11 protein-coding genes are annotated in these 15,514 nt (G+C 37.0%); 2 read left to right on the top strand and 9 right to left on the bottom strand.

The features are described 5' to 3' along the window. Positions 1 to 140: 140 nt before the first annotated feature. From SJY37_RS09290 to SJY37_RS09250, 9 genes are all read right to left on the bottom strand, one after another. A complete protein-coding gene (locus SJY37_RS09290; protein WP_298326104.1) occupies positions 141 to 983 on the bottom strand; it encodes a hypothetical protein in 843 nt (280 codons plus the stop codon). Between the two features lie 10 nt (positions 984 to 993). Continuing rightward, entirely contained in the window at positions 994 to 1,383 is a 390-nt protein-coding gene (locus SJY37_RS09285) for a hypothetical protein (RefSeq protein ID WP_298326107.1), read from the bottom strand. Positions 1,384 to 1,402: 19 nt separating this feature from the next. After that, a complete protein-coding gene (locus SJY37_RS09280) occupies positions 1,403 to 1,828 on the bottom strand; it encodes a hypothetical protein (RefSeq protein ID WP_298326110.1) in 426 nt (141 codons plus the stop codon). Between the two features lie 15 nt (positions 1,829 to 1,843). Continuing rightward, on the bottom strand, positions 1,844 to 2,263 hold the full coding sequence (locus SJY37_RS09275) for a GreA/GreB family elongation factor (protein ID WP_298326114.1): 420 nt from the start codon (positions 2,261 to 2,263) through the stop codon (positions 1,844 to 1,846). A gap of 26 nt (positions 2,264 to 2,289) precedes the next feature. Then, positions 2,290 to 3,588: a Glu/Leu/Phe/Val dehydrogenase gene (locus SJY37_RS09270; RefSeq protein WP_298326118.1), complete on the bottom strand. Its 1,299-nt coding sequence runs from the start codon at positions 3,586 to 3,588 to the stop codon at positions 2,290 to 2,292. 482 nt (positions 3,589 to 4,070) lie between these two features. Further along, positions 4,071 to 5,411, bottom strand: a complete 1,341-nt coding sequence (locus tag SJY37_RS09265; protein ID WP_298326121.1) for a sigma-54 dependent transcriptional regulator — start codon at positions 5,409 to 5,411, stop codon at positions 4,071 to 4,073. 6 nt (positions 5,412 to 5,417) lie between these two features. After that, entirely contained in the window at positions 5,418 to 6,494 is a 1,077-nt protein-coding gene (locus SJY37_RS09260) for a sensor histidine kinase (protein WP_298326124.1), read from the bottom strand. A 39-nt stretch (positions 6,495 to 6,533) separates the two neighbouring features. Continuing rightward, on the bottom strand, positions 6,534 to 7,049 hold the full coding sequence (locus SJY37_RS09255) for a DUF3124 domain-containing protein (protein ID WP_298326127.1): 516 nt from the start codon (positions 7,047 to 7,049) through the stop codon (positions 6,534 to 6,536). 231 nt (positions 7,050 to 7,280) lie between these two features. Beyond that, the gene (locus SJY37_RS09250) at positions 7,281 to 8,687 is read right to left on the bottom strand and encodes a vanadium-dependent haloperoxidase (protein WP_298326129.1); all 1,407 of its coding nucleotides are present in this window, start codon (positions 8,685 to 8,687) and stop codon (positions 7,281 to 7,283) included. Positions 8,688 to 9,070: 383 nt separating this feature from the next. Here SJY37_RS09250 and SJY37_RS09245 point away from each other — a divergent pair, with 383 nt between their 5' ends. Continuing rightward, positions 9,071 to 14,989 (top strand): M14 family zinc carboxypeptidase, encoded by a 5,919-nt coding sequence (locus tag SJY37_RS09245; protein WP_298326134.1) that lies wholly within the window; start codon positions 9,071 to 9,073, stop codon positions 14,987 to 14,989. Between the two features lie 10 nt (positions 14,990 to 14,999). Next, positions 15,000 to 15,194 (top strand): PID-CTERM protein-sorting domain-containing protein, encoded by a 195-nt coding sequence (locus SJY37_RS09240; protein ID WP_298326137.1) that lies wholly within the window; start codon positions 15,000 to 15,002, stop codon positions 15,192 to 15,194. Positions 15,195 to 15,514 lie beyond the last annotated feature (320 nt).

The following is a 15,514-nucleotide window of genomic DNA, read 5'->3' as shown; positions in this document are numbered from 1 at the left end:
AAGAGTAGACAAAAAATAACTACGTATAATGAAGCTCTAATCAAATATAGGTGCAGATACAATACTACTTAGAAGTAGAATTACTAGCGCTCCAAGAATTATTATAATGATATAAAATTTACGATTGCTCATCTCAATGGTTATTGGTGTAATGCAATCAAAGGACTTGAAGATAAGGGCCCTAAATTTGTGATGGTTGAATGACCTAATCCATACTTGCGGAGAAAATCTGGCTTTTTATCAATCAAGCTAATGATATGGTTGCTATGAGTATTTGCAAACTCCTTGATGTCTGATGTCGTGTTTAGATAATCAACTACTACTGAACTATTAGTAAGCGTTCTCAAGTAATAACACACCTTCGTCTGGTTACTTATCTGTTGATTAGTCATCTCGTTCATACTGTTGCTCACAACAATCTTGAGCGAACCATTTGAAAGTTTTACGATTTCATACCAGCTCTCTATTTCCTCTTCAGATATTTCTGATTTAAAATCTGATACTAATGCAAAGACGGGGTTTCTTTTTTGTTTGGTAGCCGTAGGCATTATGAGAATAGGACATGCTCTTATTTCATCGATGATGAGACTGGTGTTTTTACAGTACATATTAACATCTCTATTTAATTTATCCTTACAAGAAACTACCACAATATCAATTGCTAGCTCGGTGATGTTTTTTTTAATACCAGAGATAAGTCCGGTGCACTCTGAGATTGCATTATAGCCGTGATTCTTATTTCTATTATTATAAGAATACTTTTTTATCAAACGACTTAGGCGTTCTTGAGACTCTTGTTTAGGACGTTCAAACCAATCCTCATCTGCTTGTAGTAGTTGGATTGCATTGAGACCTTGCACATTATAACTGTAGGTATTGAGAAAATAGAATTCACACACTTCACGTTTAAAAAACTTTACAGCATAATCTATAGCATCACAGTTATGATGATTTAAATAAATAGGTATTAATATCTTTTTCATATCTCTATTTTTAGCTGCGTTTATATTTAGAGAGCGCTATGTAAATAACCTTCCTTAGTTGTTTAAATTCAATCATAAGATTGCTATATAAATCTCTTCTCCCCTCGTGTTCTTTTGCTCTTACTACATCATATGTTCTTTCACTGTATTCATATTCACGTTTTAATTCTTGCTCATATTTGCACAATGAAGCCATAACGAGGGTGTTTTTCCTTCTAAAACCCTGTAGCATTGCAGAAAGGGTGCTATTTTTAATAAGTCTTTTCTCTATTAATTGCAGGTAATTAATTTCAAGATTAATACTTTCAATGGCGGCTATCCATTGGCTCAATTCAATGAGGTCTTTTTCTATAAACAACCTTCTATAAGCGTCGATTTTATGTGATAATATGGTATCCAAGTAGTAAGTTTTTTTGGCATTATGCAGGTTGTGCTACTTGAGAAATTTTTCCTTGAAGCTCTTTAAAAAAAGTGTCCTTAAGTTTACGGTACTTATCTATGTGAAAGAGGTACATCCTTCTACATTTTTCATGTTCTTGTATAAACGTCATATCACAATGAACATCCTCACACTCTGCAATAGTATCTCTAGAAACTTTAAATTTTTGAAGCTCTACCAAGATTACATCATTCTCTACTTGCTTCATTTCAAACCGCTGAGAGGTAGATTCTTGTTCTAATCTTTTTTGAGCCGGCTGTGCATTATAAAACTGTATAAGATTGCCTAGCTCTTTACGTATGTAGGTAAGGTGATTAATCCAGTTATGAAGCTCCATCGTGTTGATTTTATGGGCAACATCTACCTCACTGTCGTGAGCATATATTTCTATATTTAATCCTTTCATAATGTATATTTTTTATTAGAGAACAACTTCCATAGTGTGTTCTAGTGCATCTTGTATAACCTTTGTTATGGTGAGTTCCTGCATTCCAGTAGGAAACATCCAGCTTATAATAGCACCTTCCTTATTACCAAATATTGCGGATCCCATAGGTGTGAGCACAGAGACCTTACTTAATGCCACATCTTTATCTGCAGGCACTACCACTTGTAGTGTTTTCTCCCAACCTCGATCTGAGGATACTGTTACCTTGCTATTAAAACGTATTACGTTTAAAGGCATGTCACAGTCATCTACTATATGAGCACTTTTAAGCTCATTACTCAACCGCTGCAATGACTTTTGCGTTTCAAAATCATCTACATATCCCGAGATATTGAGTACGCGTTTTAAAAACACGTACTCTCTCTTTTCTAATATTAAACCTTCACAATCCATATTATAATAATTAGATGTACTTAGTATTAAGGGAAAATCCCTCGTTGTATGTAAGCCTTTTCTATTCTCTTTATGGCAATACAATAAGCCGCTGTTCTCATATCCATAGACTCACTTTGAGCAAAAGCATGGACCTTATTAAATGATTCTCTCATTTTTTTCTCTAGCTTAACCATCACCTCATCCAGTTGCCATAACTCTCCGTTACGGTTTTGTAACCACTCAAAATAACTTCCTATTACTCCTCCAGAATTACATAGAATATCAGGAATGATAGTGATTCCTCTATCTAAGAGTATACGCTCACCGTCACCATTGGTAGGTCCGTTTGCACCTTCGGCAATGAGTCTTGCTTTTATAGTAGGCGCATTTTCCTTAGTAATTTGATTTCCTAAAGCTGCAGGAATACAGATATCACAATCTGTGGCATAAAAGTCATATTGTGCTAGTACAGCAGACTCAGGAAAGTCCACAATACTTCCATTATTTGCTTTGCTATAATTAAAGAGATCTTCTACATTAATTCCTTCTTTATTCTCGATAGCGCCAAAAGCATCTTGAACGGCTACTAGCTTTGCTCCTTCTTGCTCTAGAAAATGTGCAGCCCAGTAACCTACGTTACCAAAACCTTGAACGATAAATTTTTTATTATCTAAAGACTCCTCATTGCGCTCTGCCCAGTACTTTATTGTGAGATATACACCGTAACCCGTTGCACGATCACGACCTTCTAGACCTCCACTGCCATCTGGTTTTCCCGTAACTACATGCTGGTTTGCTGTGCGCTCTGCTGGAGGACGCGTACTCATATACGTATCTGCCATCCATGCCATGGTCTGGCTATTTGTATTTACATCTGGTGCAGGAATATCATGCTCTGGACCTATATTATCTGCAAGAGCAAACGTAAATCTGCGCGTAATACGTTCTAATTCTGTTTGTGAATATTTTGAAGGATCTAGCTGGATACCACCTTTACCACCACCATAAGGAAGACCTGCAAGTGATGTTTTCCAGGTCATCCACATAGCAAGAGCTCTCGCTGCATCAATATCTACCGTAGGGTGATAGCGTAAACCACCCTTGTAAGGTCCTAAGGCATTGTTGTGCTGCACTCTATATCCTGTAAAAATCTCAACATCTCCATTATCCATTTTTACTGGAAAATGAACCACAATCTCATTGTTTGTGATGCTCAAGATTTTTCTAATGCTAGGGTGAAGTTCAATATGATCTGCAGCACTGTTAAACTGCTCCATCACATTATCCATCATACCTCTCACAGGTACTTTTTTACTCTTCTTATCTAAAGTTACTACTTCCATAATCAAAGCCACTAGTGCTATTTATATATTATTTAAAAAGACGATTTGAAATACTTCTTTCCTTGTATCTCTCTGTGATATATTTACTTTTTGGTTTTTTGCTACCCGCTTTTTTTGGAGCTATAGCGCTTAACATTGAATTGAAATTCATCTTTAATACTCTTTAAATTGTTTCTTATTTGTTATTGTTTCACAAAGATTTGAAGCCCTAGTCACCTACATAGATGATATAAGCTTCTTTTACTTTGATAAGATAATGGCAATCTATATGCCAGTGCGCGTGCCAGAAAGATGCACAAATAGAAGAACGCAATGTTTAAAAGGGTTTTCACGCTTTCGCGAAAGCGTAACAAGAAACCACAGCCGAGTAATAATTACCCAGCTGAGGAAAAATGAATCGCTAATTAATATTATTTTATGGAAAAATGGATGCAATATTCATACAGTAGCATGGGTATGAAATCACCTTTTGAAAGAGCCTATTAATCTTCTAACTTACTACGCAAAGTCTTGCGGTCTATGCCTAGAATTTGGGCTGCTTTGGTTTTATTGTTTTCCATAGCACTCAGCACTTTCCTTATATGAATTTTCTCCATTTCCTTGAGGGAAAGTAAGCCATCCTCAGGAAAATCAATAGCATATTTAAGAGCTTCTGGTAGGTGTGCAACTTCAACGACTTTATCACACATAATAACGGCTCTCTGTATGATATTTTCAAGTTCGCGTATGTTACCAGGCCAGTCATAACGTTGTAAAATGGCTGTTGCTTCTGGTGTGATTTTTATAAAACGATCTTTGAACTCTACGCCATACTTAAAAAGAAACTTTTCAATAAGCAAAGGAATATCCTCCTTACGTTCTCGCAGTGGAGCGACATCAACCTCAACCACGGTAAGACGGTAATAGAGGTCTTCTCTAAAAGTTCCTTTTTTTATCATCTCCTTGAGATCACTATTGGTTGCTGCGATAACGCGCACGTCTATTTTATCAGGTTTTTGAGCGCCTACTTTTACCACTTCCTTTTCTTGAAGTACGCGCAGTAATCGTGATTGTACCGCTGTAGATGCGTTACCTATCTCATCGAGGAAAATAGTCCCACCATTTGCCGCTTGAAAAAAGCCATCCCGGTTTTTATCGGCTCCTGTAAATGCACCTTTTGTATACCCAAACAATTCTGACTCTAATAGATTTTCTGGGATACCGCCACAGTTTACGGCAATAAACGGTGCTCGCGAAAATTTACCTTGATAATGAATAGCTCTTGCTACAAGCTCTTTACCTGTACCACTCTCACCTTTTATAAATATGGTTGCTTTATTATCCTTTACACGCTCTATAATCTGGATAACACTATTGATCTTATCAGAGTTTCCTATAATCTCACCATAGGGTTTGTGCTGTGTGTTACTACTAGACTGCGATTCTTTGCGGTTAGTAGCTGCACTTCCGTCATCATTTACGAATGACTTATTAATAGCCGCTTTTAATTCAATTTTAGTAAAAGGCTTTGTCAGGTAGTCTACAACTCCAGACTTGATTGCAGCGAGGGAATCTTGCACAGAAGGATAGCCAGTCACTATAAGTTTAGGCAATTGCGGGTAATGCTCAGACACAAAATTAATGAGTTCTGTGCCATCTATTTCAGGCATTTTGAGATCTGTGATAAGTAAATCAATATGTGTATCACGTAGTATTTGAACTGCCTCCTTTACAGACACTGCCTTATAAGTATGATAGTTCCATGATTGCAAGTGACGCTGCAAGAGCTCTAAGATGTTGATATCATCATCTACTATTAATATGTTCTCTTTATTGAGTTGCATAGCGGCTTAAGATCTAGGTAGCATTACGGTAAATGTAGCGCCTTTGTCTTTATTATTTCTAGCTGTAATAGTGCCTTTGTGGCTCGCAACAATACCATGTACCACACTAAGTCCTAACCCAGAACCATCACCGGTAGGTTTTGTGGTAAAAAAAGGCTGGAACACTTTATCTAGCACCTCACTAGATAATCCTACGCCTTCGTCTTTGATTTTTAAAATAATAGATCGATCAGATTGCGATGCCGTGATGGTAACAAGTCCGTTTTCTGGTGAAAAATAAATAGCATTTATGATAAGATTAAAGATAATCTGTGTGATTTGAATCGTATCTGCTTTGAGCCATAGTTCTTGATCATCAATGTCTATCAGATAATTAACCTTTGCTTTTTTAAACGAAGCTTCTAGTAATGCTACGGCACCTTTAATACTAGGCACCATATTAAGCGCTTGCATTTCTTGCGGCATCTCACAGGCAAAAAACATTAACTTTTTTACAACCTCACGGGAGAAAATAGCATTCTTTATAATCTTATCTAGATCTTCTGTTGCGCTTTCATTACTCGCTATATCTTCTTTTAAAAGCTCTGCAAATCCTAAAATATTTGCTAGTGGTGTGTTGAGCTCATGTGCAATTCCCGCAGTAATCTCACCTAGAATACCCAGACGATCTGCACGTTCCATCTGCCTTTTGAGAGAGGTTTCATTTTGCTGTATTTCTATACGTTCTAGTAGGTTTCCTATTTTCTGAGCGACACTATCCAGTAATTGTTTTTCTTCCTTTAAAAAAGAGCTCTTACCTATCAAGTAGGCAGTAATCATCCCATTAGGCTTATTAAATACTTGAATAGGCGCCTCTAAACAGATAGCTTCATTCGTACGCTCTGTAATTGTGGACCATAATGAGGTCTCAATAGAAATCTCTGTGTTGCTAGGATATTGAAAGCCTTTCTTTAAGCTAAATGCAATAGCATTGAGCGTTTCTTGCATTTGATCTACATCTGCATGTACAATAATAGAGGACACTTCATAAAGGCAAGTAAGCTCTTTAATCCTTTCTTTAAGTTTGTCTTCTGTAGTTGCCATACTTAATACATTTCAATTATTTACAGGTAGCTACTATCTCTATGAACGCAATAGCTTTTTACCTGTAGTGACAAAAGAAATTCCTTGCTGGCCGTAGGTACTTATCATAATCGCCTCAATGATAGGCTCATTAGTATCAGGCTGTATTTTCCAGTCGAAGATAAAGTTTGCGCCTGTTCCTCCTTCTTTATCCACACCGTCTATAACAATCTGAACGGTCTCCATAGGCTTGATAAAAATGGTTTTGTCAAAATACACACGTATTGGCTTGCCATAGGTGTTATAGTACACTGCCTTGTCAACAAACACCTGCGCTTCTCGATTAGGATTATGCAAACTTATGGTCGCCGTTAAATCTGCCTGATCATTTTCTGTGCGTAAGTAAATTTGCGAGTAAATAGATAAAAAAGTACTCCCCGACTCTAGTGAATCATTTATCGCCCCCTTCACTGTTCGTTTCTCCCAATTTACTGGATCTACAGAACTAAGTGGCTTTGGCTCCTCACATGAAAGAAGTAATAGATATACTAAGACAAAAGGAAGTAAATATTTCATAATAGGGTCGAGATATATTTAAGGTGTACATACTATAACAGATACGTACTACAAGATATCAAATTTCTGGGTTTAAATTAGTGTGTGGTGTTTGTATCTCGTGTTTTAGAGGGAATCTTTCGAAAATCTACATCTAGATTTGTTTCTAAATAAATTCACCGTAGCACCTCACAATCTCAAGAAGATCACAGTAATCAATCATTATATCACGCTTTCGCGAAAGCGTAACAACTACTCAGTAAGGTTATAAGCATTTACAGCATCAGATACTTCATAACCCAGACGTAATCCTTCTGTGCAATCCATTCTCACATGTACTCCTAGTGGAAGTCTAGAGAAAGCACTTTCTTGAGCCATTTCTGAAAGCGAATTATATTGTCTAGGCGCTCCTCTAAACTCGGTTCTACCTTCGTGCGTTTTGTCTATAAAAATCATAGTGTTTCCAAACTCATTGATAAATACCCCAGCTGCCGCCGAAGAAAATGCAGAATGACCCGAAGGATACCCTGGAAATGACGGATTAGGCCAATTAATAAACCTATATAAATTGGTTTGATATAATGGGTCAATATGCGCCTGGATATAGACACTAGGGCGCATGACCATATACTCATACTTATCTGCCCATGTGGAAACAGCAGCATCGTTCAATGAAAAGCCTAACTTTAAAAGCATCATAAGTGATTGCTCATAACTCACATCCATTTGATCTATCAACTGATTTGCAATTGATACTTGGCGACCAGGAGGACTCATCATAAGACCTTCTACATCATCAGACCAGAACTCTGCTACCCATAGGTCATCATTATCTTCTTCTCTAGCTGCGTTGTTGATGGTATACACTTCCATCATCTCGTTATAAAAGTCGCTATCTACATTAGTGCTATAATTAATTGCTGGCGGCACACTCGATGTCTCTTCTGATGATATTACAAACGTTCTTGCGGTACCCCAATAAGGAAACCAAGCTCGCTCCTCATCTGCACTGTACGTCCAATAGCCTTCGCCTGCAGAAGGTTCATAAGCATAGGGTTGTGGTTCTATTATTTGAGATTCTGCAGCAGTATCAGTTTGACTGTATGCAATTACTCGTTCTGCAACGTAGGTTCCCCAGGCTATAGATTTTGTAATTACATCTGCACTTAAACCTTCTTGAAGTCTGATTTCTTGGGCATTTTTATGTTGGCCAATTTTCACATCTATATCACCTTGCACATTATACATGAAATGATCAAAAACTAGTGCATAGCAAGTATTCAAAGCTACTTTGATTTCTAAATTATCTGGACGCTCATTAAAATTAATAGCAAATCCATCAAGATTATTTACGTTAGACTGGTTGCCACCTACATCTGCAACCGCTACTTCATAAGCCGCGAGATGTATATAAGCTAAAGATCTGGCAGTTGCGACAGGTCTCATCCCATAAGCATACCGGTCTATTTCTAACCATAGTGTATTCCAATCTGTGATGAGCTGTGTGGCTGGGTCTGTAACGATTATTGAAGTATCAATAATATCAGACACTTCTAAGTTTTGATTGAGACCCACATCATCTACATCATCTTGACAAGATTGAAATAGGACTACAACAAGGAGTCCTAGTACTAACGTATATATATGTGGGATTCTCATAATGAAATACTTAAGTAGTTTAATAAAGAGATAACAATTAAAAAATTACCTGTAAAATACTATTAATAGGTTTATAATGAATATTTATTTTTATGAAAATATAATTACAATTCATACGACACTTTTTACAATTACTAACATAATTCAAAAGTACTCAAAGACTCATAATCAACGAACTGCAACTATAGACAAATATACAAGTACTTAAAATATATTATAGAAAAATCATCGATTAAATACACTTATCATCTACAAAATACACAATTTAACATTTTTATTAACATTTATTATTGATTTTTATTTAGTTTAGTAGTTTCAAAAAATAAACCCTCTAGAAATTAAGGTATCCCAAATTCCTTAATTGACTTAAACCTACTATTGCTATGAAGCAAACCTACTTAAAGGTAGTTATCCTTATCGTTGTACTTGTCTTTGGTACAATCGCTACAGTTCAAGGGCAACACAATCACGTAAATGGAAAACGTATTAAAATTTCCGATCCAACACCAAGCCAACTCACATTGATTGCTACCTCGGGTATAGACCTTAAGTGTGGTGCTGAGATTTTTGGCAATGACCTTGTTTTAGAACTTACTGATTCACAAGTTGAAATTATACAACAACAAAATATTTCATTTACTACTTTAGTAGAAGATACATATGCCTTCTACAAAGAACAAAGTGAGATTGAATTACCAAAAGCAAAGCAGGAACTTAATGCCTTAAAATCTTTAAGTTATTCTAATAATGAAACTAGATCCTTAAGTACAACGGGTACTACTATTTCTAACATTATTCAATACGAAGGGGAAACTGAAATAAACTGGCAGACTCCACAAAATTTTGAGTTAGGAAGCATGAATGGTTGTCTAACCTATGGGGAGATGCTTTCAGAATTAGATAGAATGAGACAATTATATCCTAATTTAATATCTGTGCGTAAAGATGCATCCCTTGCTGAGGACGGCTCAGGTACGCCAATCAAAACCCACGGTAATTCATTTACTAATGGTGGTCAGTATGATAGTTGGAATCCTCAAACTATATATTACGTACGTATTTCTGATAACCCAAACACGGATGAATCAAATGAACCAGAATCTTTTTATAGTGGAATGAGTCACGCTCGTGAAGCAAGTAGCATGATGAATCTCATCTATTACATGTGGTATGTACTTGAAAACTATGAAACAGATGCAGATATTAAAAACTTAGTAGATAATCATGAGATGTATTTCATTCCCGTAGCCAATCCAGACGGATTGCTTTGGAACGAGCAGCTTGCCCCGAATGGTGGTGGCTTTCAACGTAAAAATTTAAATCCCTCTGCTAATACCGGTGTCAATTATAGTCGTGGAGTAGATTTAAATAGAAATTACGATTACTTCTGGGGCTCAAATACTGCCTATACTGGAAATGGAGTAGGATCTAATAATGACCCAACAACTGATGTTTACAGAGGCACCACAGCATTTTCTGAACCAGAAACGAGAATTACAAAAGCATTTGTTGCAAATCACGATTCAAAAACAGCTCTCAACCATCATGCAACCTCAAACTTGCTGCCTCATGGATATAATGCGTATCCAGGTTCTCCTGCGTCGGGTCGTGAAGACGACTATGTGAAATTCTGTCACGATCTCACACGATTTAACCGATACGTTTATGGAGAAGCCCCTAATGTTCTTACGGTTGCAAATGGAGACATGAGTGACTGGATGCTAGGTGGTGATCCAGACCCACTTAATGGTGGTAGTGTAGGATCAGGAAAAGGTATCCTTGCTCTTGCGCCAGAAAATGGAAATGCTCTAGGTGAAGAAGCAGACCCGCAATTTAGTTCTGGATTTTGGCCTTCACCTTCCCAGATTGTAATCATTGCGGCTAGAGCAACAAGAATGAATCTTGTAAACGCTCTCTTTGCTGGAAAATTAGCTCAATTACATGACGAAACTCCTTCTAATATTATAGCACCCTCTGGTGATCTAAAATTTGGTGTAGAATATTTAGGAATGACTTTGAGCCCTCTAACATTAAACGTAACTCCTATTTCTTCAAACATTACTTCTATTGGGACAATTCCTACCATTAATCTCACCAAACAACAACAAACTGACGTTACAGCATCGTACCAATTGGGAACCATAGCTCCTGGAGACACTATTGAATATGAGGTTACTCTTAGTAATGACACTCATATTATTTACCAAGCTACGATACAGAAAACATACCAACCATCAGAACTTTTTATTGATGATATAAATCCTACCTCAATTTCTAACTGGACGAGCTCTGGTAGCGGGACGGAATGGGTAACATCTGCCACAAGTGGTTTTGGAAATTCTAGAGGTATTACTTTTGATGCTACACCTCCATATGCCAATGATAGAAATGTACAACTCACACTTAATCAAAGTTTCGACATCTCAAATTTATCTTCTACTACCCTTATACAGTTCTATGCTAAATGGGATTTAGAACGTAATTTTGATTATGCTCAATTACAAGGTCGAGATGGCAATTCAGGACAATGGATTCCATTAAGTGGTAAGTACACAAAACCAGGCTCTACGCTTGCCTCTATGCGCTACAATCCAGCAAATGGGTCTGGTGGCATAGCAAAATCAACAGCAGATCGTGATAATCAACCTGACAATCTGCCGTTATTTGAAGGCTTTAAAGGTAATAAATGGGTACTTGAGGAGATAGAAATTAGCCCCGAAGCCAATAGTTTCTTAGCAGGAGCATCAGACCTACAACTACGTTTTGTATTTGATAGTGATTCATCAAATAATGCTGACGGTTATACAACTACATTTGCAGGATTCTCCTTTGATGAATTTAGAGTCTTAAATGTAGCTACAGATAGATCTTGTATTTCTGGAACTACGCCCGTAAATCATGAAGATTTTGAAATAGGTCTTGGTGACTGGACCCAAAATTTAAATGATGACGGTGATTTAACTCATGGATCTGGGAGTACTGCAACAACAGGTACAGGGCCTAGTGCTGCATCTCAAGGAACTTATTATTTTTATACTGAGGCATCAAGCAACTCTATTGGAGTAGGGTCTAATGCAGAGGTAATTATTACTAGTCCATGTATAGACTGGAGTGGTGGTCTTACTGGAACATTTGATTTTGATTATCATATGTTAGGTACAAACGTCGGATCTCTAGTAGCTGAAGTAAAATTGAGTAATAGTTCAGCTTGGACACAAATATTTACTCGATCTGGTGCACAAAGTACAAACGGAACAGATTGGAAAAATGCAACCATAAATTTAAACGCATATAGTAATGAGGTTTTTCAAATAAGATTTATAATAACCACAGGAAATGGCGCGTCTAGTGATATTGCCATTGATAATCTTAGAATTGACCCTACAGACACAACGGACCCTATTGCAATTTGTCAAAACATCACAGTAAGCCTTGGATACGACGGCATCGTAGTATTACAACCATCACAGATAAATGATGGCTCCACAGATAATATTGGGATAGAAATTTATAGTTTAGATGTAGATACTTTTGACTGTACAAATGTTGGAGCAAATACTGTTACTCTTACTGTTACAGATTTTAAAGGAAATATAGATACTTGTACAGCTACAGTTACCGTAGTGAATGATGAAGCTCCGCTAAACTTACAAGCAAGTAACATTCAAGCGACAACCGCTACACTTAACTGGGTAGCAACACCAAACAACTCTTATACAGTGCGCTTTCGCGAAAGCGGAACAACAACTTACACTAGTATAAATACCACAACTAATAGTCTTGACCTAACAGGTCTAGAGGTTGGTAAAACATACGAAGCTCAAGTAAAGGCTACTTGCACAGCAGGTGGTGATTCTCCATATAGCGAAACTATTACTTTTACTACGCAAATAGGATATTGTGACGCTAATGGTGATAGTACAGCAGATGAATATATAGGAAATGTAACACTAAACGATGGCATCAGTGATTTAATTAATAATACATCTGGAGCAAATGCTTCAGGTTATGAGGATTTTACAAATTTAAGTGCAGAATTAGCACGTGGAAGTTCATTTTCCCTTTCAGTATCTAAAGTTTGGACAGGTACAAATTATAATGAGGCTATCGGTGTTTGGATTGATTATAATAGAAATGGTGATTTTACGGATGCTGGCGAACAAGTAATTATAGAACCTGCAAATCAAATTACACCAGTCACGGTGAGTAACATTGTTGTTCCAATAGATGCAACTATAGGAGAAACTAGAATGCGCGTAATACTTCGCTACAATTTAGCACCATTGTCGTGTGCTAATTTTGATTTTGGAGAAGTAGAAGATTATACTATTACAATTCAAGCTGCAAACTACGTATACGATGCAGGAGCTTGGACACCTCAAGATCCAAGTGGTATAGCTACAAGTAATGATAATATCGAAGTACGTTCTGGAGCTCCTATCCTGTCTGCAAATACAGTAGTAAATAATGTAACGATACTTGCCGGAGCAACACTAGATCTAGCAGCTACTACCCTAGATGCAAATGGTAACATTACAAACTCTGGCGCTATCTCTGGAGCAAGTGGTACACTTTTAATAACGGGAAGCTCTCCTCAAGAAATTGCAGGTAATGCTCTTGAAATCGCCAACTTAGTTATAGATAACAGTGACACAACCCAAGGTGTTACCTTAAGCACAGCAGTTTCCGTAAACAAATTGTTGACGCTAACTGATGGTACACTTAATACAGGAAATACACTTACCCTATTGAGTAATGCGACAAGAACTGCAATGATTGATGTTATCACAGGAGGTACTATCTCTGGTAATGTGACTACAGAACGATACATTCCAGCAAGAAGGGCTTTTAGATTACTCTCTAGTCCTGTAACCACAACCACAAGTATCAATGCAAACTGGCAAGAAGGTGTTAATAACACAGGCACCTCTTTCCCTACAGATAATATAAATCCTAATCCTGGTTATGGTACTCATATCTCAGGTTCTTTAACAGGTGCAAATGGTTTTGATGCTACGGCTTCCGGAAATGGATCTATCTTTAAATTAGATAATGCATCACAGTCATGGCAAGGTGTTGTAAACACAGATATAAATACTTTAACTGCTGGTGAGCCTATCAGACTTCTAGTAAGAGGTGATCGTAGTGTAAACGTAACAAGTAATGCTGCCACTCCCACTGCTACGACATTAAGAGCGACAGGAACAATAGCAACGTCTCCTGTAAGTGTAACTGGCGCTGCACTCAACCACACCGCTGGGGCTTTTAACTTTATAGGAAATCCATATCAAGCTTCCCTAAATATGAACACGGTACTTTCAGCTTCTACAAATGTGAGAACTGGAGAGATATGGGTATGGGATGCTACACTAGGAGCAAGAGGGCAATATGTAACGGTTCTTCTAGACGGAAGTGGCTCAAGTAATGGAGCAAATTCCAAAGACTACCACTACATACAACCTGGCCAAGCCATTTTTACCGCAACAGATGCTACAGTAGCAGATAATAGTACTGAGATAATCTTTAACGAGACAGATAAAGTTCCTGGTAATGAAGTGCCTCTGTATAGCAATACATCAAATACTATTGCAACATCACCACACCTCATAGGTAGATTATATAGAAGCGAGCACTATGGAGAAGAAATAGGTTTACAAGATAATTTTGTAATCCTTTATAGTGATGGTTACAGCAACGATGTTACCTCTGAGGATGTTTCAAAATTCTTTAACATTGATGAGAATATGGGCGTTTTAAAAGATGGCGGACTCTTAAGTATTGATAAAGTAGCTATGCCTACAGAAGATGATCAAATACAGCTTTACAATGCACTGTATCGCACTAGTAATTACACATTAGATCTTGACATCTATGGATTAAATGAGGTTGAAACATATCTTAAGGACAACCACACTGGTGAAACTACTTTACTAGAAGAAGGATTAAACACTATCTCCTTTACAGTTGACAATGATATTGAAACTAGTGTAGATACAAATCGTTTTGAAATTCTTTATCAACGCGACGTGTTATCAACGTCAAATGAGGAGGTGATTAACTTTGCTATGTATCCTAACCCTATCACTAATGGGACGTTAACAATCACGTCTACTACATTTTCAGGAAGTGATGTAGATGTGGTAATCACAAATTTACTAGGGCAAATAGTTATGAGTAAGGGGGCTTCGTTCATTGGCAATAAAACGGTACTTCATGATCTAGACCAACTAAGTAGTGGTATGTATATACTATCTATAAAAGGTGAAAATAACAAGGCATCTCATAAAATTGTCATACAATAATAAAACTCAAATGACTATATATACAAAACATATACTTACTACGCTGCTTTTTTTAGTGATGAGCGTGGGAGTCCAAGCACAAATCACATTTCCAGATGATGTAGATGATGAAGCTCCGGCTGCACCTATAGATGGATTTATAGTAATAGGCCTTGCTGCAGGAGCATATTTAGGATTAAAGAAACGCGTACAGTCAGAAAAATAATTATTTAGTGTCAATTCAAGGCGAAAGGAGCATTCTTATTAGAATGCTCTTTTTGTTTTTAAAGGTTATGCTTTCGCGAAAATTTGAATAGAAATACCCAGACCTCAACAACTTAAAATCTGTCAGTCAATAATATTTTTTCTATACTAAAAATCTAATATTGAGCAAACTACACTCTACCAAGAGAATCAAATCATCGACGAGATACACAATCAAATACAAGAATCATAAGTACGACATCATCTTTTTTTCTAGAAATATCGATGAAATACACAAAAATCAGCTCAATTACTCATTTTCAAGGGTTTTCCTATGATAAA

This window comes from Dokdonia sp. R78006 (genome assembly GCF_042466145.1).
Classification (GTDB): Bacteria; Bacteroidota; Bacteroidia; order Flavobacteriales; family Flavobacteriaceae; genus Dokdonia.
This window is presented reverse-complemented; position numbering and strand designations above follow the sequence as displayed.

What these genes read in the sequence shown, in the direction of transcription:
- SJY37_RS09260 (WP_298326124.1), bottom strand. Translation starts at nt 6,494, where the DNA reads ATGGCAACTACAGAAGACAAACTTAAAGAAAGGATTAAAGAGCTTACT.
- SJY37_RS09245 (WP_298326134.1), top strand. Translation starts at nt 9,071, where the DNA reads ATGAAGCAAACCTACTTAAAGGTAGTTATCCTTATCGTTGTACTTGTC.
- SJY37_RS09275 (WP_298326114.1), bottom strand. Translation starts at nt 2,263, where the DNA reads ATGGATTGTGAAGGTTTAATATTAGAAAAGAGAGAGTACGTGTTTTTA.
- SJY37_RS09280 (WP_298326110.1), bottom strand. Translation starts at nt 1,828, where the DNA reads ATGAAAGGATTAAATATAGAAATATATGCTCACGACAGTGAGGTAGAT.
- SJY37_RS09265 (WP_298326121.1), bottom strand. Translation starts at nt 5,411, where the DNA reads ATGCAACTCAATAAAGAGAACATATTAATAGTAGATGATGATATCAAC.
- SJY37_RS09255 (WP_298326127.1), bottom strand. Translation starts at nt 7,049, where the DNA reads ATGAAATATTTACTTCCTTTTGTCTTAGTATATCTATTACTTCTTTCA.
- SJY37_RS09250 (WP_298326129.1), bottom strand. Translation starts at nt 8,687, where the DNA reads ATGAGAATCCCACATATATATACGTTAGTACTAGGACTCCTTGTTGTA.
- SJY37_RS09270 (WP_298326118.1), bottom strand. Translation starts at nt 3,588, where the DNA reads ATGGAAGTAGTAACTTTAGATAAGAAGAGTAAAAAAGTACCTGTGAGA.
- SJY37_RS09240 (WP_298326137.1), top strand. Translation starts at nt 15,000, where the DNA reads ATGACTATATATACAAAACATATACTTACTACGCTGCTTTTTTTAGTG.
- SJY37_RS09290 (WP_298326104.1), bottom strand. Translation starts at nt 983, where the DNA reads ATGAAAAAGATATTAATACCTATTTATTTAAATCATCATAACTGTGAT.